Source organism: Nocardioides rubriscoriae (assembly GCF_008087085.1).
In the GTDB taxonomy this organism is placed as follows: Bacteria; Actinomycetota; Actinomycetes; order Propionibacteriales; family Nocardioidaceae; genus Nocardioides; species Nocardioides rubriscoriae.
This window is the reverse complement of the sequence record NZ_VIYJ01000010.1, coordinates 171,715-193,793: the sequence shown is the minus strand read 5'-3', so window position 1 is coordinate 193,793 and position 22,079 is coordinate 171,715. Positions and strand designations below refer to the sequence as shown.

Annotated in this window: 20 protein-coding genes; 6 read left to right on the top strand and 14 right to left on the bottom strand. The window is 73.3% G+C overall.

Features of this window, described 5'->3' with window-relative positions:
- Positions 1 to 4: 4 nt before the first annotated feature.
- The 3 genes from FZC61_RS18655 to yczE all read right to left on the bottom strand — a co-directional run bounded on the left by FZC61_RS18655 (position 5) and on the right by yczE (position 2,386).
- A complete protein-coding gene (locus FZC61_RS18655; RefSeq protein ID WP_148615670.1) occupies positions 5 to 1,258 on the bottom strand; it encodes a toxic anion resistance protein in 1,254 nt (417 codons plus the stop codon).
- 95 nt (positions 1,259 to 1,353) lie between these two features.
- Positions 1,354 to 1,620 (bottom strand): hypothetical protein, encoded by a 267-nt coding sequence (locus tag FZC61_RS18650; RefSeq protein ID WP_148615669.1) that lies wholly within the window; start codon positions 1,618 to 1,620, stop codon positions 1,354 to 1,356.
- A gap of 94 nt (positions 1,621 to 1,714) precedes the next feature.
- On the bottom strand, positions 1,715 to 2,386 hold the full coding sequence (gene yczE, locus FZC61_RS18645) for a membrane protein YczE (protein WP_246142784.1): 672 nt from the start codon (positions 2,384 to 2,386) through the stop codon (positions 1,715 to 1,717).
- Positions 2,387 to 2,448: 62 nt separating this feature from the next.
- Here yczE and yczR point away from each other — a divergent pair, with 62 nt between their 5' ends.
- Entirely contained in the window at positions 2,449 to 3,891 is a 1,443-nt protein-coding gene (gene yczR / locus FZC61_RS18640; RefSeq protein ID WP_148615668.1) for a MocR-like transcription factor YczR, read from the top strand.
- Between the two features lie 132 nt (positions 3,892 to 4,023).
- Here the strand turns inward: yczR and serA are convergent, their stop codons facing one another.
- Complete coding sequence (gene serA, locus FZC61_RS18635) at positions 4,024 to 5,622, bottom strand: phosphoglycerate dehydrogenase (RefSeq protein WP_246142783.1); 1,599 nt, start codon at positions 5,620 to 5,622, stop codon at positions 4,024 to 4,026.
- Positions 5,623 to 5,846: 224 nt separating this feature from the next.
- Here serA and FZC61_RS18630 point away from each other — a divergent pair, with 224 nt between their 5' ends.
- Both FZC61_RS18630 and FZC61_RS18625 read left to right on the top strand, forming a co-directional pair.
- The gene (locus FZC61_RS18630) at positions 5,847 to 7,445 is read left to right on the top strand and encodes an ABC-F family ATP-binding cassette domain-containing protein (RefSeq protein WP_148615667.1); all 1,599 of its coding nucleotides are present in this window, start codon (positions 5,847 to 5,849) and stop codon (positions 7,443 to 7,445) included.
- A 69-nt stretch (positions 7,446 to 7,514) separates the two neighbouring features.
- Entirely contained in the window at positions 7,515 to 7,832 is a 318-nt protein-coding gene (locus FZC61_RS18625) for a hypothetical protein (protein WP_148615666.1), read from the top strand.
- 49 nt (positions 7,833 to 7,881) lie between these two features.
- Here the strand turns inward: FZC61_RS18625 and FZC61_RS18620 are convergent, their stop codons facing one another.
- The 5 genes from FZC61_RS18620 to FZC61_RS18600 all read right to left on the bottom strand — a co-directional run bounded on the left by FZC61_RS18620 (position 7,882) and on the right by FZC61_RS18600 (position 13,960).
- Positions 7,882 to 8,334 carry a response regulator gene (locus FZC61_RS18620; RefSeq protein ID WP_148615665.1) on the bottom strand — a complete coding sequence of 151 codons (453 nt, stop codon included), beginning with the start codon at positions 8,332 to 8,334 and terminating at the stop codon, positions 7,882 to 7,884.
- 110 nt (positions 8,335 to 8,444) lie between these two features.
- Positions 8,445 to 9,680, bottom strand: coding sequence for an iron uptake transporter deferrochelatase/peroxidase subunit (gene efeB / locus FZC61_RS18615; RefSeq protein ID WP_211357330.1), 1,236 nt, complete (start codon positions 9,678 to 9,680; stop codon positions 8,445 to 8,447).
- Between the two features lie 5 nt (positions 9,681 to 9,685).
- On the bottom strand, positions 9,686 to 10,852 hold the full coding sequence (efeO, locus tag FZC61_RS18610; protein ID WP_211357329.1) for an iron uptake system protein EfeO: 1,167 nt from the start codon (positions 10,850 to 10,852) through the stop codon (positions 9,686 to 9,688).
- Between the two features lie 51 nt (positions 10,853 to 10,903).
- Positions 10,904 to 11,773 (bottom strand): iron uptake transporter permease EfeU, encoded by an 870-nt coding sequence (gene efeU, locus FZC61_RS18605; RefSeq protein WP_148615664.1) that lies wholly within the window; start codon positions 11,771 to 11,773, stop codon positions 10,904 to 10,906.
- A 69-nt stretch (positions 11,774 to 11,842) separates the two neighbouring features.
- Positions 11,843 to 13,960 carry an acyltransferase family protein gene (locus FZC61_RS18600; RefSeq protein WP_148615663.1) on the bottom strand — a complete coding sequence of 706 codons (2,118 nt, stop codon included), beginning with the start codon at positions 13,958 to 13,960 and terminating at the stop codon, positions 11,843 to 11,845.
- A 342-nt stretch (positions 13,961 to 14,302) separates the two neighbouring features.
- Between FZC61_RS18600 and FZC61_RS18595 the strand changes: the two genes are divergently transcribed.
- Both FZC61_RS18595 and FZC61_RS18590 read left to right on the top strand, forming a co-directional pair.
- The gene (locus FZC61_RS18595; RefSeq protein WP_211357328.1) at positions 14,303 to 15,199 is read left to right on the top strand and encodes an ABC transporter ATP-binding protein; all 897 of its coding nucleotides are present in this window, start codon (positions 14,303 to 14,305) and stop codon (positions 15,197 to 15,199) included.
- Positions 15,196 to 16,011, top strand: a complete 816-nt coding sequence (locus tag FZC61_RS18590; RefSeq protein ID WP_148615662.1) for an ABC transporter permease — start codon at positions 15,196 to 15,198, stop codon at positions 16,009 to 16,011. The genes FZC61_RS18595 and FZC61_RS18590 overlap by 4 nt, the downstream gene beginning before the upstream one ends.
- A 152-nt stretch (positions 16,012 to 16,163) precedes the next feature.
- Here FZC61_RS18590 and ilvC read toward each other — a convergent pair whose 3' ends face one another.
- Genes ilvC through FZC61_RS18575 form a run of 3 tightly spaced genes read right to left on the bottom strand, consistent with a single transcriptional unit; the run spans position 16,164 to position 19,542 of the window.
- A complete protein-coding gene (gene ilvC / locus FZC61_RS18585) occupies positions 16,164 to 17,189 on the bottom strand; it encodes a ketol-acid reductoisomerase (protein WP_148615661.1) in 1,026 nt (341 codons plus the stop codon).
- 54 nt (positions 17,190 to 17,243) lie between these two features.
- Positions 17,244 to 17,786 carry an acetolactate synthase small subunit gene (gene ilvN / locus FZC61_RS18580; RefSeq protein WP_148615660.1) on the bottom strand — a complete coding sequence of 181 codons (543 nt, stop codon included), beginning with the start codon at positions 17,784 to 17,786 and terminating at the stop codon, positions 17,244 to 17,246.
- A gap of 16 nt (positions 17,787 to 17,802) precedes the next feature.
- Complete coding sequence (locus FZC61_RS18575) at positions 17,803 to 19,542, bottom strand: acetolactate synthase large subunit (protein WP_148615659.1); 1,740 nt, start codon at positions 19,540 to 19,542, stop codon at positions 17,803 to 17,805.
- A gap of 280 nt (positions 19,543 to 19,822) precedes the next feature.
- Here FZC61_RS18575 and FZC61_RS18570 point away from each other — a divergent pair, with 280 nt between their 5' ends.
- The gene (locus tag FZC61_RS18570; protein ID WP_148615658.1) at positions 19,823 to 20,554 is read left to right on the top strand and encodes a hypothetical protein; all 732 of its coding nucleotides are present in this window, start codon (positions 19,823 to 19,825) and stop codon (positions 20,552 to 20,554) included.
- Here the strand turns inward: FZC61_RS18570 and FZC61_RS18565 are convergent.
- Both FZC61_RS18565 and FZC61_RS18560 read right to left on the bottom strand, forming a co-directional pair.
- The gene (locus FZC61_RS18565) at positions 20,517 to 21,203 is read right to left on the bottom strand and encodes a 4a-hydroxytetrahydrobiopterin dehydratase (protein ID WP_148615657.1); all 687 of its coding nucleotides are present in this window, start codon (positions 21,201 to 21,203) and stop codon (positions 20,517 to 20,519) included. The genes FZC61_RS18570 and FZC61_RS18565 overlap by 38 nt on opposite strands.
- Entirely contained in the window at positions 21,187 to 21,918 is a 732-nt protein-coding gene (locus tag FZC61_RS18560; RefSeq protein ID WP_211357327.1) for a 4a-hydroxytetrahydrobiopterin dehydratase, read from the bottom strand. Before FZC61_RS18560 ends, FZC61_RS18565 begins: the two co-directional genes overlap by 17 nt.
- Positions 21,919 to 22,079: the final 161 nt, after the last annotated feature.

Genomic DNA, 22,079 nt, shown 5'->3' with positions numbered 1-22,079 from the left:
CGGGTCAGCTCAGCGGCTGGGTGGACAGGTCGAGGGTGCCCTGGGCGTTGCGGGCGTCGTGCTTCTGGACCCGGTCGAGGTAGGAGCGCGACTTCTCGACCTCGGTCTCGAGCACGCCGATCGTGGCCGACATGTTGTCGAGCGCCTTGAGCTTGAACTCGTCGATGGAGTCCATCGTGGCGTAGATGTTGGCGAAGGCCGCCTGCAGCTGCTCGATGCCGATCGTCGAGGCCGCCGCCTGCTCCTGGATCGCCGCGCTGTTGTCCTTGAGCATCTCGGAGGTGCGCTGGATCATGCCCGACGTGGTGGTGTTGAGAGCGGTGATCTGGTCGAGGACGAGCTTCTGGTTGCCCAGCGCCTGCGCGACGATGACCGCCGTGCGCAGCGCGGAGATCGTGGTGGTCGAGGCGCGGTCGACACCCTTGATGAGCTCGATGTTGTTCTTGATGATGATGTCGATCGCGAGGTAGCTCTGGATCGACACCGCGAGCTGGGTGAGCAGGTCCTGGTGCTTCTGGCGCACGTAGAACAGCACGTCCTGGCTCAGCGCCTTGGCCGCCTCGGGGTCACTGAGCTCGAGCTCGGCGATGCGCGCCGCGAGCCGGGCGTCGAGCCGCTCAGCGACGTAGACGTACTGGTTGAGCCGGCCCATGACGGCCCACAGGTTGGTCTTCTCGAGGTTGAGCGCGACGTTGTCGCGCTGCAGCTCGTCCTGGCCGTTGCGCAGGCTGTGGAGGATGCCGTTGAGCTGGGTCTGCGCCGACTGGTACTTGCGGAAGTAGTCGGTGATCTTGTCGCCGAACGGCAGGATGTCAAGCCAGCGCTTGGTGCCGGTGGCCTGGCTGGGGTCGAGGTCCTCGACGGTGCGGCGCAGCTCGAGCAGGGTCTTGCCGACGGCGCTGCCCTGGGCCAGGCCGCCCTCCTTCAGGGCGGTGACCGGCTTGTCGAGCATCCGGTTGGAGGTCTCGGCCGCCTTGCGGATGTCGGCGTCGCCCATCGTGCGGACGTTCTCGGCCTGCGCGGCGAACTCGGGGCTGCCGGCCTGCGTGGCGGTGAGCGCGTTCATGAACCCGTCGACCTTGGCGTCGAGCTCGGGCATCGCCTGGGCGGAGACCGGCGGCGCCATCTTGGGCGCCGCGGTCTCCGCGACCGCGGCGACCGGGGCCGGCGCGGTCAGCGTGACGACGGGGTCGGGCGGGGCGAGGGGTTGCACGGCGGCCTCGCCGGCGGCGGGCTGCTCGGGGGTGCCTGCGGTCATGGCGCGCAGTCTGTCACCTCGGACGCTGCTCGTCTCGTGTCGCGACGGCGCGGCCCGGGTCGGTGTGGACACCGCCCGGGCGGCGCGGGCAGGTCTCAGGAGTAGCGGTGGCTCTTGGCCGCGTGGCCCTGCTCGCGGGTGCAGGTGCGGCCGCTCATGTTGCGGTGGCCGCACAGCGCGTCGGTCGCCGGCTCGGCGGTGGCGTCGGCGGGCTTGGCGGGCTTGGCGGCCTTGGCGGCCGCGGGCGCGACGGGTGGGGTCGTGGCCGGGGCGTTGGGGGTCAGCGGCGCGCGGCCGGTGGCGGCGCGGGCACGGGCGTACTTGGCCTCGCGCATGGCGCGCAGCTCGTCGGTCTTGCTCATCGGGTCTTCACGTGGTCGACCTTACGGGGCGCCACCGACAACGCGGTCCAGGGTCGGCGGCGTGGTGACCGGCGGACGTCCCGCCGTCGCGGCGTCAGTGGCCCGCGCGGTGAGCGTCGAGGTCGACCAGGAAGACCGGCAGCAGCAGCTGGGTGAGTGGCCCGATCGCGAGCGCGTAGAGCACCGTGCCCAGGCCCAGGACGCCGCCGAGGGTGAGCCCGACGAGCACGACGGCGACCTCGAGGCCGGTGCGCACCAGGCGGATCGACCAGCCCGTACGCCGGGCGAGCCCGGTCATGAGGCCGTCGCGGGGGCCACGGCCGAGCTGGGCCCCGATGTAGAGGGCGGAGGCGAACCCGCACAGCAGCACCCCGCCGACCATCAGCCCGGCGCGCGCCACGAGGGGCGCGGGGGCGTCGAGCACGGCGAGCGTGGCGTCGGCGGAGAACCCGACGACCAGCGCGTTGGCGACGGTGCCGACACCGGGCATCTCGCGCAGCGGCACCCACAGCAGCAGCACGACGAAGCTCATCACCACAACGGCCTGGCCCAAGGTGAGCGGGACGTGGCGGATCAGCCCCGAGTGCAGCACGTCCCAGGGCGCCAGGCCGAGGTCGCCGCGCACCATGAGGGCCAGCGAGACGCCGTACAGGACCAGGCCGACGAGCAGCCGCACGAGCCGCTCGGGCAACCGGCCGGCGCGCAGCTGCGCGAGCGGGCCGAGGTCGACGAGGGCGGGCCGCGGGAGCTCCGAGGTCAGGGTCACGCTGTCGAGCGTGACGCCGATTGGCCTTCTGCTGAATAGCCAATCATGTCAGAGTGGCCACCATGGGCCAGACCATCTCGGCGAGCCGCGTGGCCACCCTCGTCGCCGGCTTCGACCGCTCCCCCGCCTACGCCGGGCTCGCCGAGACGCTCACCGAGCTGGTCGGCGACGGCCGGATCGGCCTGGGCGTGCGGCTGCCCAGCGAGCGCGACCTCACCGAGGTGCTCGACGTCTCGCGCACGACGGTCACCCGGGCCTACCAGCTGCTGCGCGACGCGGGGTACGCCGAGGCCCGCCGTGGTGCCGGCACCTTCACCCGGGTGCCTGGCGGCCGCTCGCGGGCGCACGACCGCGCGCTGGCGCCCGGGCGCGGCGGGGCCGGCGACTCCGGCACCATCGACCTCAACTGCGCGGCGACCTCCGCCCCGCCCGGCATCGCCGCGGCCTACGCCTGGGCGGGCGGCGAGCTGCCGGCGTACCTCGGCGGGCACGGCTACTTCCCCGCCGGGCTGCCCGCCCTGCAGGCCGCGATCGCCGAGCGCTACACCGCGCGCGGCCTGCCCACCGACCCCGACCAGGTCGTGGTGACCGCGGGCGCGCTGGCTGCGGCGGCGCTGGTCGCCCGCGCCCTGACCGGGCCGCGCGACCGGGTGCTGGTCGAGTCGCCGGTCTACCCCAACGCCACCCAGGCGATCAGCAGCAGCGGCGCGCGGCTGCGCGCGATGCCGGTCGACCCCGACGGCTGGGACCTCGACGCCGTGGGCACGGCGCTCGACGAGGTGCGCCCGACGCTGGCCTACCTCATCCCCGACTTCCAGAATCCCACCGGCCACGTGATGTCCGAGGCCGACCGGGCCACCTGCGCGGCCCACCTGCGGCGCACGGGCACCGTCGCGGTCGTCGACGAGGCGCACCAGGCGCTCGCCCTCGACGGGCAGGCGATGCCGCGCCCCTTCGCGGTCTTCGACCCGCGCACGATCACGCTCGGCAGCGCCAGCAAGTCGCACTGGGGCGGGCTGCGGCTCGGCTGGGTCCGCGCGCCGCACGACCAGGTGGAGCGACTGACCCGCGCCCGCCTCGGCCTCGACCTCGGTGCGCCCGTGATGGAGCAGCTCGCGCTGACCCGGCTGCTGGCCGACGACGAGGTGCTCGAGCGTCACCGCGAGCGGCTGCGCGAGCAGCGCGACGCCCTGCTCGCCGCGCTCGCCGAGCACCTGCCCGAGTGGCGGTTCCGGCGCCCGGCGGGCGGGCTGGCGGTGTGGTGCGAGCTGCCCGTGGCCCGCGCGACCGCCCTGGCCGACGAGGCCGAGCGCCGCGGGGTCGTCGTCGCTCCCGGCCCGGCGTTCGCTGCCGAGGGCGGGCTGGACCGGTTCGTGCGGGTGCCGTGGTCGCACCCGCCCGAGGAGCTGGTCGAGGCCTGCCGCCGGCTCGAGGCCGCCTGGGCCGTCGTACGCGAGCGCGGGCCGGTCGGTGCGGCGCGGCGTACGCGGGTGATGGTGGCGTGAGGCGGCGGGAGCCTCACCGCTTCGGTGGCGGAGTTTCACCGCTTCAGCGGTGAAACTCTCACTTGTGGTGAGAAGTTTCGTCGCAGAAGTGGGAGTTTCACCGCCTAGCCGGTGAAACTCCCGCCACGAGCCTCAGACGAGGTCGACGGTGCGGGCCGAGTGGGCGCTCATCGCGGCCTCGATGTCGGCGAGCACCTCGGCGCTGATCGCGGTGTCGACCGAGAGCGCGACCAGCGCCTCGCCGCCCTTGGCGTTGCGCGAGACCTGCATGCCGGCGATGTTGACGCCGGCGTCGCCGAGCAGGCGCCCGACGGTGCCGACCATGCCCGGACGGTCGTGGTAGGCGAAGAAGGCCAGGTGCTCGGTGGGCTCGAGGTCGATGTCGTAGCCGTTGACCTCGACCAGCCGCTCGCGCTGGTTGATGCCGACCAGGGTTCCCGACACCGAGACCTGGGAGCCGTCGGCGAGGGTGCCGCGGATGGTGATGAGGTTGCGGTGGTCGGGGCTCTCGGTGTCGGTCACCAGTCGTACGGCGGTGCCGCGCTCGGCGGCCAGCAGCGGGGCGTTGACGTAGGAGACGGCGTCCTCGATGACGTCGGTGAAGACCCCCTTGAGAGCGGCGAGCTCGAGCACCTTGACGTCGTTCTCGGTGATCTCGCCACGCACCTCGACGTCGATCTGCTGGGCGACCTCGCCGGCGACGCCGGTGAAGATGCGGCCGAGCTTCTCGGTCAGCGGGATGCCGGGGCGCACCTCCTCGGCGATCACGCCGCCCTGCACGTTGACCGCGTCGGGCACGAGCTCGCCGGCCAGCGCCAGCACGACCGAGCGCGCGACCGAGAGGCCCGCTTTCTCCTGCGCCTCCTCGGTCGACGCCCCGAGGTGCGGGGTGGCGACGACGTTGTCGAGCTCGAGGAGCGGGCTGTCGGTGCACGGCTCGGTGGCGAAGACGTCGAGGCCGGCCGCGGCGATCTGCCCGTTCTTGAGCGCGTCGTAGAGCGCCGCCTCGTCGACGATCCCGCCGCGCGCGGCGTTGACGAGCACCAGGCCGGGCTTGGCCGCGGCGAGCTGCTCGGCCCCGATGAGACCGATGGTCTCCGGCGTCTTGGGCAGGTGGACGCTCATGAAGTCGGACTCGGCCAGCAGGGTGTCGAGGTCGACCAGGCGTACGCCGACCTGCGCGGCGCGCCCCGCCTGCACGTAGGGGTCGTAGGCGATGACGTTCATCCCGAACGCCGCCAGGCGCTGGGCCACCAGGACGCCGATGCGGCCCAGGCCGACCACGCCGACGGTCTTCTCGTAGAGCTCGATGCCGGTGTAGCGGGCGCGCTTCCACTCCCCCGCGCGCAGGGCGGCGTGGGCCGGTGAGACGTGGCGCGCGGCCGCGAGCATCAGCGCCACCGCGAGCTCGGCGGCCGAGACGATGTTGGAGGTCGGCGCGTTGACGACCATGACCCCGGCCATCGTCGCGGCGCGCACGTCGATGTTGTCGAGCCCGACCCCCGCGCGGGCCACGACGCGCAGGCGCGGGGCGGCGGCGAGCACCTCGGCGTCGACCTTGGTGGCCGAGCGGACCAGGACCGCGTCGGCGTCGGCGACCGCGGCGAGCAGCGCCGTACGGTCGGCGCCGTCGCAGTGGCGGACCTCGAAGTCGGGGCCGAGCGCCTCGACGGTGGCAGGGCTCAGCTCCTCGGCGATGAGCACGACGGCACGGCCGGCGGGTGGGATCACGGGGTTCTCCGACGTCCGGGGACGGGCAGACCGGGTGCACGACGCTGTGCCTCCGTCACGACGCGGCCACGCTACACGGATGACGGCCGCGTAAACCGGTGGCTGAGCACGACGCCACCGCCTAGTGTCGGCAGTGTCCCGCCCCCGACGAACGGCCGCGTCGTGAAGCTGTGAGGTCCCGCACCCGACCTCCGTCCACCCCGCACCCCTGGGGAGCTTCCGCCATGCCGTCCCACCCCTCCGTCCTGCGCCTGTCGGGCGTCAGTGTCGTCTGGCCCGACGGCACGCCCGCCCTGACCGGTCTCGACCTGCTCGTCCCACCCGGACGCTCGGCGCTGGTCGGCGTCAACGGCGCCGGCAAGTCCACCGTGCTGCGCGTGGCCGCGGGCGAGCTCGCCCCGACCTCGGGCCACGTCAGCGTCCGCGGCCGGGTCGGCTACCTGCCCCAGGACCTCACGCTCGACACCGACCGCGCGGTCGTCGACGTCCTCGGCATCGCCGCGACCCTCGAGGCCCTGGCCGCGATCGAGGCCGGCTCGGTCGACCCCGACGACTACGACGCCGTCGGCGACGGCGGCTGGGACGTCGCCGAGCGCGCCGTCGCGTCGCTGGCCCGGCTGGGCCTGCCGGCCGACGTCCTCGACCGGCGTCTGGGCGAGCTGTCGGGTGGTGAGGTCGTCCAGCTCGGCCTGGCACGGCTCGTGCTCGACCCGCCCGACGTCCTGCTGCTCGACGAACCCACCAACAACCTCGACGCCGACGCCCGCGCCCGGCTGGTCGACCTGGTCTCGACGTGGCCCGGCTCGCTGCTGCTGGTCAGCCACGACCGGGCGCTGCTCGAGCACGTCAACCGCATCGGCGACCTGCGCGACGGCTCGGTGCGCTGGTACGGCGGCGGCTGGACGGCGTACGCCGAGCAGGTGGCGACCGAGCAGGAGGCCGCCGCGCAGGCGGTGACCGCGGCCCGGGCCGACGTGAAGCGCCAGCGCGCCGACCGGGCCGAGGCCGAGCGCCTGCTCGCGCAACGCAAGCGGCAGGGCGCCCGCAACGCGGCCACCACCAACATGCCCCAGGGCGCCCAGGACTTCTGGAGGAACCGCTCCGAGAAGAACGCGGCGTCGTACCGACGGATCCATGACGACCGCCTCGACACGGCCCGCGAGCGACTCGTCGAGGCCGAGTCGCTGCTGCGCGAGGACCGCGAGATCCGTGTCGACCTGCCGGCGACCGCCGTGCCGCGCGGGCGCGTCGTGCTGAGCACGCACGACCTGGTGCTGCGCACCGGTGCCACGGTCGACCTCGACGTCAGCGGCCCCGACCGGGTCGCCGTCGTCGGCCCCAACGGCGCCGGCAAGACGACCCTGCTGCACACCGTCGCGGGGCTGCTGCCACCCCGCTCGGGCGAGGTCCGCGTGCGGGTGCCCGTAGGGCTCCTCCCCCAGCGCCTGACCGGGCCCGGCCAGCTCGACGACGCCCTCAGCGTCGCGGCCAACGTGCAGGCCGCCGCGCCCGGGGTCGACCCCCAGGTGGTGCGCGCCTCGCTGGCGCGCTTCCTGTTCCGCGGCGCCCGCGCCGACCGGCAGGCCGGGTCCCTCTCGGGTGGCGAACGCTTCCGGGCGTCGCTGGCGCGGGTCCTGCTGGCCGACCCCGCTCCGCAGCTGCTGCTGCTCGACGAGCCGACCAACAACCTCGACCTGGCGTCGTACGACGCGCTGGTGTCGGCGCTGGCCGGCTACCGCGGCGCGCTGGTGGTGGTCAGCCACGACCCGGCCTTCCTCGACGACGTCGGAGTCGACCGCGTGGTGGACCTCGCCGCACCCTAGGAGGGCACGACCCGCGCCTCACCCGCCCGAGCGGGCCCCGCCGCGCGCGCGGAGTGGTTGGCTGGACTCGTGCGAGCGACGATCACGGCCGGCGAGACCACCATGCAGGTGCACGCCGTGCGGCTGCCCGACACCCGGCTGGTCGCCGCGGTCCCGCCCCAGCTCGAGGACCTGCTCGCCGGCCGCGAGTCGCTCGGGGTGTCGGTCGCCCTGCTCGAGCGCGGCGGTCGGCGCGAGGAGCTCGACGCCACCGCCACGATCGTCCGCTCGGGCCGCACCTGGACCGAGGCCCGGGGCCGGCTGCGCGAGGAGCGCGGCTGGGCGCGACGCTTCGCCCGGTCGCCGGTCGAGGTCGTCGTGCTGACCCCGGTGGTCACCGGCCGCTAGGGCGGGCCTGCGAACCTCGCGGTGGCGCCCGGCTGCGCCATGGCCGGGGTCAGGCCCGGCGCGGGTCGATCCGGGCCAGGGCCGCCTTGGCGCGCTCGCGCAGGTTGTTGCGCTCCTCGACGGCGTTGAGGTCCTGGCCGAGCCAGACCATGCGCTCGACGCGCCGGTGCAGCTCGAAGGTCTGGAAGGGCTTGGTGATGTAGTCGTCGGCGCCGGCCGCCAGGCCGCGGTCGATGTCCTCGTAGCGCGAGTTGGCCGAGACCAGCAGGATCGGCAGGTCGTGCCGGTCGGGGTCGGCCCGGACCCGGGCCACGACCTCGGGCCCTTCCAGGCCGGGCATCGTGACGTCGAGCAGGGCCACGTCGACGCCGTCGTGCAGGCAGACCTCGAGCGCGTCGGTGCCGTTGCTCGCCTGGGTCACGGTGTGGCCGTGCAGCTCCAGGGCGATCTGCAGCACCAGGCGCATGTCGTCGTCGTCGTCTGCTACCAGGATCGATGCCATGGATCTCTCTCTTCCCTCGGTCTCTCGAGGACCCCCTCCTCAGGATCGCACCCCGGGTGGTCGTTGTCGCCCTCGGGCGGGCCCGGTCGCACAGGTCGCACAGGTCGCGCTCAGACGAGGAGCCCCTGCCCGACGTACTCGCCGGGGCCGACGCCGGGAGGGACGGCGAACAGGGCCGACCCGGTGACCTCGAGGTACTCCATCATCGCGTCGGTGGACGCCATCGCCTGCTGGACCGGGATGAACTGGGTGTCGGGGTCGCGCACGAAGGCGAGGAAGAACAGGCCCGCGTCGAGCGCCCCGAGGGGGGTGCTGCCGTCGACGAAGTTGTAGCCGCGGCGCAGCATCTGGGCGCCACCGTGCTGCGAGGGGTGGACGACGCGCACGTGGGCGTCGACGGGGATGGTCGGTGCGAGCCCGGTGACGGCCCCGAGGTCGGGCTCGTCGTGCTCGGCGGTGCCGCCCAGCGGCGCACCCTCGCCCTTGGTGCGGCCGACGATGGCCTCCTGGTCGACCAGCGGCTGGCGGTCCCAGGTCTCGATGGACATCGAGATCCGGCGGGCGACCAGGTAGGACCCGCCGGCCAGCCACCCGCCGGCCGGGTCGTCGTCGGCGCCGACCCACACGTGGGCGTCGAGGACCTCGGGCTGCTCGGCCTTGACGTTGGCGGTGCCGTCCTTGAAGCCGAACAGGTTGCGCGGGGTGTCCTGGGTGGTGCTGGTCGACGACGTACGGCCGAAGCCGAGCTGCGACCAGCGCATCGAGGCCCGGCCGAACGCGATCCGGGTCAGGTTGCGCACGGCGTGGAAGGCGACCTGCGGGTCGTCGGCACACGCTTGGACGCACAGGTCGCCGTCGGAGATCTCGGGGCGCAGCACGTCGGCCGGGAAGTGCGGCAGCCGGCGCAGCGCGGCCGGACGCCGGTCGGCGAGGGCGAGCCTGTCGAAGAACGTCGGGCCGAAGCCGAAGGTGATCGTCAGCCGCGACGGCGGCAGCCCGATCGCCTCGCCGGTGTCGTCGGGCGGCAGCTCGGGGGCGCCGTCGACGGGCCCGACCTCGCCGGCGCCGTCGCCGCGGGTGAGCCGCTCGGCGGCGGCCGTCCAGTCCTGCAGGAGGGCCACGACCTCGTCGCGGTCGTCGGTGGTCAGGTCGAAGGCGGCGAAGTGGAGCCGGTCCTGGGCCGGGGTGACGATGCCGGCCTGGTGCTCGCCGCGGAAGGCGTACGACGTGACGGCGGGCGTCACGGTGTCGTCGGCACTGGCGCGCCCGGCCGCGAAGCCGCCGGCCAGCCCGGCGGCGACGCCGCCCCCGAGGAGTCCCCGGCGCGAGATCCGTGCGGCGGCCACGACGCTCAGACGATCGCGGCGGTCAGGTGCGACAGCGGCTCGGAGAGCGCGTTGACCGCGTCGGCGAGCGCCTTGACCTCCGGCTGCGTCAGGTCGGTGTAGAGCCGGAAGCCGTCGGCGGTGCGCTGCGCGTCGAGCAGCACCTGCAGCTGCTCGAACCGGGTGGTGAGCTGCTCGGCGAGGGCGGGGTCGTGGTCGGCCACGATCGGCTCGAGGCCCTCGAAGGCGACGCGGGCGCCGTCGACGTTGGCCTGGAAGTCCCACAGGTCGGTGTGCGACCAGGTCTCCTCCTCGCCGGTCACCTTGCCGCTGGCGACCTCCTCGAGCAGGCCGCGCGAGCCGTTGGCGACGGCGTCGACGGTGTAGTCGAGGTCCTGGATCCTGTCGTCGAGGGTGCGAGTGTTGGCGAGCAGGTCGTCGGCGTACGTCGCCCGCTGGGCCGGGGTCATCGCGCGGTAGGCCCCGGCCTCTGCGGGCCACAGGTCCTTCTCGAGCCGGTGCCAGCCGGTCCAGTCCTCGCCGGGCTCGAGGTCGGCCTCGCGCGCGTCCATCAGCGGGTCGAGGTCGCCGAAGGACTCGGCGACGGTCTCGATGCGCTCCCAGTGGGTGCGGGCCTCGGGGTAGAGCGCCCGCGCCCGGTCGTCCTGCCCGGCCTTGTAGAGCGCGACGAACCGCGCGGTCTTGTCGAGCAGCTGCGCGGACTGGTCGCGCACGTAGAGCCGGTAGCCGGCCAGAGCCTCGTCGACGCGCTGCTGGTCGGAGGCGCTGAGCTGCTGCTCGCCGTCGTCGGACGCGGTGACGGTGAACGCGGCCCGGATGCCGTCGCCCCTCATGCCGGGCTTGCAGGCGGTCAGGTAGTCGCCGGCCGGGGCCTTGATGGTCAGCGACCGGGAGACGCCGGGGCCGATGTTCTCGACCTCGCCGATGATGCGCAGCCCGTCGTCGGCGAGCAGGTAGAACTCGGTGATCTGCGAGCCGGTGTTGGTCACGTCGAACCGCAGCGCGCCCGAGGGGGCCTGGCTGCCGGACACGTCGCACGCGTCGTCGGAGGCGGCGACGGTGAACGACCGGTCGTCGGAGCCGGCGGCGTCGCTGCCGGTGGCGTTGTCGGTGCAGCCGGCGAGCACCGGCGCGGCCAGGAGGACGCCGGTCAGGAGCAGGGTGGTGCGCACGAGAGGGTCCTTTGCGTGGTGAGGTTCGGTGGGAGTGGGCGGGCCCGTAGGTCAGCGGGCCGCGACCGGCGCGGGCGCCGGGGTGGCGGCCGCGCCGCGGCGGCGTACGCCGAGCAGGAAGAGGGTCATGACCGGGACGGCGTACAGCAGCCAGGCGGCGGCCTCGAGCCAGGTCGTGGCCGGGGAGAAGTTGAGGACGCCCTTGAGGAGCGCCCCCACCCAGCTGGTCGGTGCGATGGTGTCGGAGACGTTGAAGGCCAAGGCGTCGAGGCCGGGCAGCACGCCGGCCTCCTGCAGGTCGTGCACGCCGTAGGCCAGGACCCCGGCGGCGACCACGATCAGGAACGCCCCGGTGCCGGTGAAGAACCGGCTGAGGTCGATCCTGATCGCGCCGCGGTAGAGCGCCACGCCGAGGGCCACCGCGGTCGCGAGGCCGAGCGCGGCGCCCAGGAGCGGCTGCCAGGTGGGGGCGACCGTCCCGACCGCGTCGCGGGTACCGGCCTGGGTCGCGGCCCACAGGAACAGCGCGGTCTCGAGACCCTCGCGCCCCACGGCCAGGACGGCGACCAGGACCAGCGACCACCGTCCGCCCTCGGCGGCCCGGTCGACCCGGCCGCGCAGCTCGCCGCTCAACGAGCGGGCCGTGCGCGCCATCCAGAAGATCATCCAGGTCACGAAGCCGACCGCGACCAGCGAGAGTCCGCCGCCGATCGTCTCCTGGGCCTCGAAGGTCAGGCCGCGCGGGCCGAAGGTCAGCGCTGCGCCGAAGGCGAGGCTGACCAGGACCGCGACGCCGACGCCGGCCCAGATGCGGGGCAGCAGGTCGCGCCGGTCGGTCCTGACGAGGTAGGCGACCAGGATCGTGACCACGAGGGCCGCCTCGAGGCCCTCACGCAGACCGATCAGGTAGTTGGCGAGCACGCAGGCGATGCTACGCCCATCTAGTGAGGTTTGCCTAACCAAAGTGAGGTCTACCTCAGTAAGGGTTCCCTAAGCCGTCCAGATCCCGAGGCGGCGACCGAGGGACTCCCCCAGCAGCGCGGCGTAGACGGCGGTCAGGTGGCTGCGGTCGATGTAGGGGATGACGTCGCCGACGACGGCCGCGCAGCGTCCGCGCCAGCACAGCCAGGGCCGCGGGTCGACGACCGGGACGCCGTCGAGCGCGGCCGCGCGCACCGACACGTCGGCCTCGGCCTCGTGGGCCGGCTCGGGCGTGAAGAGGCAGTCGCCGAGGTCGGGGTCACCGCGGTCGAGGCAGGCACCGGGGGCGACGTCGGCGAGCGGGACGTCGCGGATCAGGCGCACGTCGCCCGACGACGACGCGAGCCGCGTGAAGGTGCGGCCCCAGCCCTGCTGCATGACGGCGGCGCGGCGCGGGTCGTCGGGCTCCACGGGCCCGTCGGCCGTGTGGACCGCACCCTCGGGGGCGGTGCTCGCCACCACGGTGAGCGCCGGGCGCAGGGCGTCGACCTGGTCGAAGGCCCAGTGCCGGAACGCGCTGCAGTCACCCCACGGCGCGCCGGTGAGGTCGCTGACCACCACGTCGGCCGCGGTGCACAGCGGCTTGACGAAGTAGTAGGTGCGGTAGCCCTCGCGCGCCGCGATCCGCTCGAACGCCGAGATCCACATCCGGGCGTGGGAGTCGCCGATGACCACGATCGAGCGGTCGGCGTCGACGTCGCCGCGCGGGCAGACCTGGCGCGCGTCGGCCGGGCTGTAGTCGCAGGCGCCGACCCCGGCGATGCTGTCGGCGAGGTCGAGGCGGCCGGGGCGCAGCACCCGGGGCACCGGCCGACCGCGCTCCCCGGCGTAGACGGAGGCCTGGACCAGCGCGACGACGGGGTCGGGGCTCAGCACCGCGTGGGGGGCGTCGGTGACCTGCGAGCCCTGGACCGTGATGGCTGGGCCCTCGCCGTAGGTCGAGGCCTCCTGGTGCACGACGACCGAGCTGACGGCGCAGGCCGCGGCCAGCAGGCCCACCGAGGCGGGGTAGAGCGAGAGCGCGCGCCGGCGAGTGACCCGTACCGGGTTGCGCAGCGGCTGCTCGACCCAGCGGTAGGTCAGGGCGGCCAGCGCCAGGGACAGCAGCACGAGGTCGACCCGGGCCAGCGGCGAGACGGTGCCGTAGCGGGCCTCGAGGATCACCAGCAGCGGCCAGTGCCACAGGTAGAGCGAGAACGACCAGTCGCCGATCGCGCGCAGCGGGGCGACCCCGAGCAGCCGTTGCGGCCAGGTGGGTGGCGCGACGTCGTCGCCGTGGCGGATGCCGGCCAGCAGCACCATCGCGGCGGCGAGCACGGGCACCGCCACGAACTCGGCGCGCGACTGCGTGGACTTGTCGAAGGTGGTGACCGCCAGGGTGATGCCGACCAGGCCCGTGGTCGTCAGGAGCGCGCGGGCGCGGGCGCCCAGGGGCGCACTGACCCGGGCGCCGACCAGCGCGACGAGCGCCCCCACCCCGAGCTCCCAGGCCCGGGCGGGCGCGGAGAAGTAGGCCGCGACGGGCTCGGTGTGGGAGAGCCGGACGGCGTAGGCGAACAAGACCCCGACCCCGGCGGCGAGGACGACGAGCAGCGGCCACGTCGCCCGCCGACCACCCCGGCGCCGCCCCAGGACCAGCAGGCAGACGATCACCAGCAACGGCCACACGACGTAGAACTGCTCCTCGACCGACAGCGACCAGTAGTGCTGCAGCGGCGAGGTCACCTGGTCGCGCGCGAAGTAGTCGGTGCCGACCGATGAGAAGCGGACGTTGGCGGCGAAGACGGTCGCCCAGGCCGCGTCGCGGACCGTCTCGAGCGCCGCGGCCGCCCCGAGCACGACCGTCGAGAACGCGACGGTGGCGACGAGCACGAGCGTGGCGGCCGGCAGGATGCGCCGGGCCCGGCGGGCGTAGAAGTCGCGCAGCGAGAGCCGTCCGCTGCGGCCCACCTCGGCGAGCAGCAGCTGGGTGATGAGGAAGCCCGAGATGACCAGGAAGACGTCGACGCCCAGGAAGCCGCCCTGGGCGCCCGGCAGGCCGTAGTGGGCCGCGATCACGGTCAAGACGGCGACCGCGCGCAGGCCCTGGATGTCGGACCGGCGCTCGGTCACGCGCCGCTCACCCATCCCGCTCCTTCGACGCTGTCCTCACCGTGTCACCGTGTCGCCGACCACGCTACGGACCGCGAGGGCGGCGTCCCGGGAGCCGGCACGGCGCGTCGTCCGAACCGACCGCGAACACCGTCACACGGGTCACACCAGCCCCATCCCTCGTCGACCCGTCGCGTCTACGCGACGGGTCGGCAGGATTTCGCGGTGACCCGTCGCGTCTACGCGACGGGTCGGCGTGCGGGGGACCCTGAGACTGCCCCTGAGGTGTCCCCGAGGCCGTCGCGCGGGAAGGTCCGGGGTCGGGCTCAGCGGTGTCCCCGATGCGGCAGGGGCCCGCGCCCGGCCAGGCTGCGGAGCATGATCAGAGTCGAGAACCTCACCCGGACCTACGGGTCCTTCACCGCCGTCGACGACGTGTCGTTCGTGGCCCGGCCCGGTCGCGTGACCGGGTTCCTGGGGCCCAACGGCGCCGGGAAGTCCACCACGATGCGCGTCCTGGTCGGGCTCACCCCGGCGACCGAGGGCACCGCCACCATCGGCGGGCGTCGCTTCGTCGACCTGCCCAACCCGGGTCGCGAGGTCGGCGTCCTGCTCGACGCCTCCGCGCAGCACGCCGGACGCACCGGCCGGGAGATCCTCACGATCGCCCAGCGGACGCTCGGGCTGCCGGCGGACCGGGTCGACGCGATGCTCGAGCGGGTCAGCCTGACCGAGGAGGAGTCGCAGCGCCGGGTCCGGCACTACTCCCTCGGGATGCGCCAGCGGCTCGGCATCGCGGTCGCCCTGATCGGTGACCCGGCCTCGCTGGTCCTCGACGAGCCGGCCAACGGTCTCGACCCCGCCGGCATCCGGTGGATGCGCGACCTGCTGCGCGGCTACGCCGACGCCGGCGGCAGCGTCCTGCTGTCGTCGCACCTGCTGCACGAGATCGAGGTCGTCGCCGACGACCTGGTCGTCATCGGCAACGGGCGCATCGTCGCCTCCGGGACCAAGGCCGAGCTGCTCGCCGGGTCCGGCACGCTGGTGCGCGCCCGCGACCTCGACGCCCTGCACCGGGCCCTGACCGAGTCGGCCGTCACCTTCTCGCCGCTCGACGGCGGGTTCCGGGCCGACGCCGACGCCGAGCTGGTCGGCAAGGTCGCCCACGCCGCCGGCGTACCCCTGCTCGAGCTGCGCGCCGCCGACGGCGCCGGCCTGGAGGAGATGTTCCTCGAGCTCACCGCCACCACCCAGCGCGAAGGAGTCGCCGCATGAGCGCCACCACCGTCCCCGGCACCACCCCCGCCGACAACGGGGCCACCGAGGCCCGCACGTTCGACCCGATCCCGTTCTCGCGGGTCGTGTCGGTCGAGCTGCGCAAGATGTTCGACACCCGCTCCGGCTTCTGGCTGATGGCGAGCATCGGCATCCTCGCGGTCCTGGCCACCGGGGCCGTCGTGCTGTTCGCCCCCGACGACAAGCTCACCTACGAGGCCTACGCGTCGGCGATCGGCATCCCGATGACCGTCATCCTGCCCGTCATCGCCGTGCTGTCGGTGACCGGCGAGTGGAGCCAGCGCACCGGCCTGACGACCTTCACGTTCGTGCCCGGCCGCGGCCGGGTGATCGGCGCCAAGGCCCTCTGCTCGGTCGGTGTCGGGGTCGTCTCGATCGTCCTCGCCGCCGCCGTCGGTGCGGTCGGCAACGTCGTCGGCAGCGCGATCGCCGGCCTCGACACCGTGTGGGACGTCTCGGTGAGCGAGCTCGCCCTGATCACGCTGGCCCAGGTGATCGGCCTGATGGTCGGCTTCATGCTCGGGGTGCTGCTGCGCAGCTCGGCGGCCGCCATCGTGGCCTACTTCGTCTACGCGTTCGTCCTGGCCGGGCTCACCGAGCTGCTGGCCGCCAGCCAGGACTGGTTCGCCGACGCCCGCGGCTGGATCGACTACAACTACGCGCAGGTGCCGCTGTTCGACGGGGCGCTCACCGCGACCCAGTGGGCCCAGCTCGCGGTGACGACCTTCGTGTGGCTGGTCGTGCCGCTCGCGGTCGGGCTGCGGATGGTGCTGCGCTCCGAGGTGAAGTGAGCAGAGGCCCTGCGAGGAACGAGGTCGCACGAGCCGATCGAGAGCACCGCAGCCGGTCCCGGGGAGGTTCCCGGGACCGGCTGCGGTGACGTGGTCTCGTGACGGTCGCGGGCGACCTCCTCGACCAACGTGTGGTTGGTGTGGCCGTTGCGTCAGCGGGCGGCGGAGCCCTCGACGTAGTCGGAGTCGGCCTGCTGCCACGAGAAGTGGGCGCGCAGCGCCTTGCCGGTCGCCTCGATGGAGTGGCCGGCCTCCTTCTCGCGCAGCGCGTTGAACTCGGTCGCGCCGTTGTCCTGGTCGGCGATGAAGCGCTCGGCGAAGGTGCCGTCCTGGATCTCGGCGAGCACCTCGCCCATGCGAGCCTTGACCGAGGCGTCGATGATGCGCGGGCCGGAGACGTAGTCGCCGTACTCGGCGGTGTCGGAGATGCTCCACCGCTGCTTGGCGATGCCGCCCTCCCACATCAGGTCGACGATGAGCTTGAGCTCGTGGAGCACCTCGAAGTAGGCGATCTCGGGCTGGTAGCCGGCCTCGGTGAGGGTCTCGAACCCGGCCTGGACCAGGTGGGAGACACCGCCGCAGAGCACGGCCTGCTCGCCGAAGAGGTCGGTCTCGGTCTCCTCGGTGAAGGTGGTCTTGATGACGCCGGCGCGGGTGCCGCCGATGGCCTTGGCGTAGGACTTGGCGAGGTCCCAGGCGGTGCCGCTGGCGTCCTGCTCGACCGCGATGATGTCGGGGATGCCGCGCCCGGCCTCGTACTCGCGGCGCACGGTGTGGCCGGGGGCCTTGGGCGCCACAAGGATGACGTCGACGCCCTCGGGGGCCTTGATGTAGCCGAAGCGGATGTTGAACCCGTGGCCGAAGACCAGGGTGTCGCCCTCGGCGAGGTGGGGCTCGATCGACTCGGCGTAGACGTGGCGCTGCACCTGGTCGGGGGTGAGGATCACGACGACGTCGGCCTCCTCGACGGCCTCGGCGACGGGCAGGACCTTCAGGCCAGCCTCCTCGGCCTTGGCCTTGCTCTTGGAGCCCTCGGCCAGCCCGACGCGGACGTCGACACCGGAGTCACGCAGGTTGAGCGCGTGGGCGTGACCCTGCGAGCCGTAGCCGATGACGGCCACGTTCTTGCCCTGGATCAGGGACAGGTCGGCGTCGGCGTCGTAGAAAATCTCAGCCACGAGGGCTTCTCCTTCGGGTTGTCGTGCTGGTGGGTGGGGATGGGTGTCGAGGGGTCAGCCGGCGTGGGCCGGCGCGACCGGGACGGCGACCGGGCGCAGGGAGCGCTCGGAGATGGAGCGGGAGCCGCGGCCGATCGCGACCTGGCCGGACTGGACGAGCTCGCGGATGCCGAAGGGCTCGAGCATCGTGAGGAAGTCGGCGATCTTGCCGGCGTTGCCGGTGATCTGCATGGCGATCGCGTCGGGGGCGATGTCGATGACCTTGGCCCGGAACAGCTGCACGATCTCCAGCACCGAACCCCGGGTCTCGACGTTGGCCGCGACCTTGACCATGACCAGCTCGCGGGTCACCGAGGTCGTCGGGTCGAGCTCGACGATCTTGATGACCTCGACGAGCTTGTTGAGCTGCTTGGTGACCTGCTCGAGGGGCGAGGACTCGACGTTGACCACGATGGTCATCCGCGAGACCTCAGGGTGCTCGGTCGGGCCGACCGCGAGGGAGTCGATGTTGAAGCCGCGCCGGCTGAACAGCCCGGCGATGCGGGCCAGGACGCCGGGCTTGTTCTCGACGAGGACGGAGAGCGTGTGCGTGGTCATGTCGTGTCTCCGGGACTCAGAGGTCGTTCTCGGCGAAGTCGGGGGCGAGGTCACGGGCGTACTTGATCTCGTCGTTGCTGGTGCCGGCGGCGACCATCGGCCACACCATCGCGTCGCGGTGCACGCGGAAGTCGACCACGACGGGGACGTCGTTGATCTGCATGGCCTTGTCGATGGTGGCGTCGACGTCGTCGGGCGACTCGCAGGCCAGGCCGATGCAGCCGTAGGCGTCGGCGAGCTTGACGAAGTCGGGGATGCGCTTGGAGTGCAGGTCGGTGTTGGAGTAGCGCTCGTTGTAGAACAGTGTCTGCCACTGGCGCACCATGCCGAGCGACTCGTTGTTGATGATCGCGACCTTGATCGGGATGTCGTTGATCGCGCAGGTCGCGAGCTCCTGGTTGGTCATCTGGAAGCACCCGTCGCCGTCGATGGCCCACACCGTGGTGTCGGGCATGCCGACCTTGGCGCCCATCGCCGCGGGCACGGAGTAGCCCATCGTGCCCAGGCCGCCGGAGTTGAGCCAGGTGCGCGGCTTCTGGTACTTGACGTAGTGCGCCGCCCACATCTGGTGCTGCCCGACGCCGGAGGTGTAGATCGTGTCGGGGCCGGCGATCGCGCCGAGCCGCTCGATGACGTACTGCGGGGACAGGCCGTTGGCCGGCTTGTCATAGCCGAGCGGGTAGGTCGCCTTGACCCCGGACAGGAACGACACCCAGCCCTCGTAGTCGCCGGTGTGGCCGGCCTCGGCCTCGGCCGCCAGCGCGGCGTGCAGGTCGATCAGCACCTCGCGGACGTCACCCACGATCGGCACGTCGGCGTGGCGGTTCTTGCCGATCTCGGCGGGGTCGATGTCGGCGTGGATCACCTTCGCGCCGGGGGCGAAGGAGTCGAGGTTGCCGGTGACCCGGTCGTCGAAGCGAGCGCCGAGGCTGATGATGAGGTCGCTCTTCTGCAGGCCGGCGACGGCGGCCACGGTGCCGTGCATGCCGGGCATGCCGAGGTGCTGCGGGTGGCTGTCGGGGAAGGCCCCGAGCGCCATCAGCGTGGTGACGACCGGGATGCCGGTCAGCTCGGCCAGCGCGAGCAGCTCGCGCGAGGCGTTGGCGCGGATGGTGCCGCCGCCGACGTAGAGGACCGGCTTGCGGGCCTCGAGCAGCAGGCGGGTCGCCTCGCGGATCTGCTTGGCGTGGGGGCGGGTCACCGGGCGGTAGCCGGGCAGGTGGATCTCGGAGGGCCAGTCGTAGGTGGTCTGCGCCTGCAGCGCCGACTTGGCGATGTCGACGAGCACCGGGCCCGGGCGGCCGGTGGAGGCGATGTGGAACGCCTCGGCGATCGTGCGCGGGATGTCGCGCGGGTCGGTGACCAGGAAGTTGTGCTTGGTGATCGGCATCGTGATGCCGCGGATGTCGGCCTCCTGGAAGGCGTCGGTGCCGATCATCGACGCGCCGACCTGGCCGGTGACCGCGACCATCGGCACGGAGTCCATGTGGGCGTCGGCGATCGGGGTGACCAGGTTGGTCGCGCCCGGGCCCGACGTCGCCATGCAGACCCCGACCCGACCGGTGGCGGCGGCGTACCCCTGGGCGGCGTGGCCGGCCCCCTGCTCGTGGCGCACCAGGATGTGGCGGATCGAGGAGTCCATGAGCGGGTCGTAGGCCGGGAGGATGGCCCCGCCGGGGATGCCGAAGATGGTCTCGGTGCCGGCTGCCTCCAGCGACTTGACCAGGCTCTGTGCGCCGGTGATCTCTGCGCTCATCCGCTGCTTCTCTCTTCTTGGTTCATGGGTGGACCGGGGGTGACTGGTGTCGTGACAACAAAAAACCCCTCGGCCACAGGAGGCGACGAGGGGTGACGTGCTGGCTGGTCGGGTCAGTCAGCACGCCGCTGGGATACGAGGAGGTCGTGACGCATGACGTCACCGTAGCCGTCGACCCCGCGGAGCCGTAGCCGAGTCTGCCACGGTCCCACATGGTGGGACAGCAGTCCCAGCATCTGGCCGCTCCGGACGGTCACCACCGGCACCCGATGATGGGGGCATGTACGACGTGCGCGTCGCCAACCTGTCGGTGCGCAACCGGCAGCCGGCGCAGGACCTGGCCCGGCTCGTCGACGGGTGGCCCCACCTCGTGGTCCTGTGCGAGGTGGCCGGGGGCTGGCCCGAGGTCGTGCGCGCGGTCGACGGCTACCAGTACGTCGGGCGTCGCGACGGCACCCACGGCAGCCGCGAGGTCGCCCTGCTGGTGCGCGGCGACGTCGAGGTGGTCGCCAGCGACGTCGAGAAGATGTCGCAGGCGGTGCCGCGCTCGCCGGTCGCCCACGACCGGTGGGCGGCCTGGGCCCGCGTCGTGCTGCCCGACGGGCAGCGGGCCCTGGCGTTCTCGACCCACCGCAACGCGTGGGTGCAGCGCCGCGACGGCACGGTGCGACAGCTGTGGCGCGGCACCCGGGAGTACCGCGCCCACGTGCGCGCCGAGCTGGCCCTGCTCGACCACCACGCGCGGGCCGGCTGGCCGGTGCTCGGCGGCGGCGACTTCAACTACCGGGTGCCGTGCGGCAAGGTCCGCTTCGTCCAGGACGCGTGGGCCTTCGCCCCGCACCGCACCTTCCCCGAGATCGGGGTGCGCTACGTGGCCCACGGGCTCGACGGCGTGTGCCACGACCCCGTCTTCGAGCCGCTCGGCGGGCTCGACGTGATCAGCCGGACCACCACCGGCTCGGACCACGACTGGATCACGCTGACGGTGCGTCGCGCCCCAGCCAGGTCGTGACGCACGCCTGGTTGCCCTGGGCGTCCGCCAGCACCCAGAACGCCGGCGCCCGCGCGGCGCTGACGAGGGTGCCGCCGGCGTCGAGGGCCGCGCGGACGCGGTCCTCGGCCACCTCGGGTGGCACCCGCAGGTCGAGGTGCCAGCGCTGGCGGGGCGTGTCGTGGGCGTCGGTCGGCTGCGCCCAGATGGTCGGCATCGTGCCGTCGGGGTCGCGCAGCTCGCCGTCGTGGTGACGGCTGGGCTCGTAGCCCAGCAGGGCCGCCCAGAAGGGCGACACCTCGGCGAAGTCGGCGGTGTCGAGGCCCAGCTCGAGCACGCTGAGCCGGTCGGGACGCGGCGTGGCCCCGAGCCGGCCGGCGGCGGTGCTGATCTCGCGCGCCAGCCGGACGTCGCGCATCGTGACCCCACCGACGTCGTGGCTCGAGAGCCGGACGTCGACGCGGGGGTAGGTCAGGTCGACGTCGGGGTGGTGGTCGGCCGCGTCGGCAGCCGCGCCGATCGCCTCGACCAGTCGCACGCCGGTGGCGAAGTCACCGGTCTCGAACCGGGCGTGCAGGGCGTCGAACAGCAGGCGCCAGTCGGCCAGCAGCTCGGCCTCGACGTCGTGACCGCCGAGGAGGGGTCGGTCGTCGTCAGGCGCCTGAGTCATCGACCGGCACCTCCTCGGTGCTGCCGATGGCGGTGCAGACGCAGGCCTGGTTTCCGTGGGCGTCGGCGAGCACCCAGAAGCTGGGCTTGCGGGCGTCGCTGACCAGGGTGCCTCCGGCGGCGAGCGCCTCCTGGACCCGCCGCTCGGCGGTCTCGACCGGGACGGTGACGTCGACGTGCCAGCGCTGCTCGGCCGGACGCTCGACGGTGGACGTCGCCCCGGGCGCGTCCTGGAACCACACGCCGAGCCCGGTGCCGTCGGGGTCGGCGAGCGCGTCGGCGTCGGCGTCGGGCGCCGGGCGACCGAGGACCGCGGCCCAGAAGGGCGCGACCTCGGCGTGGGCGCGGGTGTCGAGGGCCCACTCGACGACGCGCAGCTCGTCGGGGCGGGGGGTGGCGCCGAGCCGGCCGGCGTGGTCGGTGATCTCGCGGGCCAGACGCACGTCGCGCTGGGTGACGCCGCCGACGTCGTGGCTGCTGAGCCGGACCGACACGAAGGGGTAGCGCAGGTCGAGGTCGGGGTGGTGGTCGGCGGTCTCGGCGGAGGCGCCGATGTCGTTGACCAGCGCGAGCCCCGTGGCGAAGCTGCCGGTCGCGAAGCGCGCATGGAGCGCGCCGGCGAGGTAGCGCCAGTCGTCGAGGAGCTCGGCCGCGACGTCGGCGGGGCTCATCGTCCGCTTGTCGTCCGTCGAGTTGTCGTCCGTCGAGTCGGTCATGCTCGCGACCCTGCCACAGCCGACCGACGACGGGGTTCGCCTGCTGGGGGGTGCAGCGGTCAGCGGTTGCGTCGCCAGATGCTGGCGTTGAGGGCGGAGGCCATGACGAGGGGGCGCATGCCCCCTGCCTACACCTGACGTCCGGCTGACGTCCGGCCGAC

Coding starts and splice junctions, on each gene's coding strand:
- FZC61_RS18655 (WP_148615670.1), bottom strand. CDS start 1,258: ATGACCGCAGGCACCCCCGAGCAGCCCGCCGCCGGCGAGGCCGCCGTG.
- FZC61_RS18650 (WP_148615669.1), bottom strand. CDS start 1,620: ATGAGCAAGACCGACGAGCTGCGCGCCATGCGCGAGGCCAAGTACGCC.
- yczR (WP_148615668.1), top strand. CDS start 2,449: ATGGGCCAGACCATCTCGGCGAGCCGCGTGGCCACCCTCGTCGCCGGC.
- FZC61_RS18630 (WP_148615667.1), top strand. CDS start 5,847: ATGCCGTCCCACCCCTCCGTCCTGCGCCTGTCGGGCGTCAGTGTCGTC.
- FZC61_RS18620 (WP_148615665.1), bottom strand. CDS start 8,334: ATGGCATCGATCCTGGTAGCAGACGACGACGACGACATGCGCCTGGTG.
- FZC61_RS18600 (WP_148615663.1), bottom strand. CDS start 13,960: ATGGGTGAGCGGCGCGTGACCGAGCGCCGGTCCGACATCCAGGGCCTG.
- FZC61_RS18595 (WP_211357328.1), top strand. CDS start 14,303: ATGATCAGAGTCGAGAACCTCACCCGGACCTACGGGTCCTTCACCGCC.
- FZC61_RS18590 (WP_148615662.1), top strand. CDS start 15,196: ATGAGCGCCACCACCGTCCCCGGCACCACCCCCGCCGACAACGGGGCC.
- ilvN (WP_148615660.1), bottom strand. CDS start 17,786: ATGACCACGCACACGCTCTCCGTCCTCGTCGAGAACAAGCCCGGCGTC.
- FZC61_RS18575 (WP_148615659.1), bottom strand. CDS start 19,542: ATGAGCGCAGAGATCACCGGCGCACAGAGCCTGGTCAAGTCGCTGGAG.
- FZC61_RS18570 (WP_148615658.1), top strand. CDS start 19,823: ATGTACGACGTGCGCGTCGCCAACCTGTCGGTGCGCAACCGGCAGCCG.
- FZC61_RS18565 (WP_148615657.1), bottom strand. CDS start 21,203: ATGACTCAGGCGCCTGACGACGACCGACCCCTCCTCGGCGGTCACGAC.
- FZC61_RS18560 (WP_211357327.1), bottom strand. CDS start 21,918: ATGACCGACTCGACGGACGACAACTCGACGGACGACAAGCGGACGATG.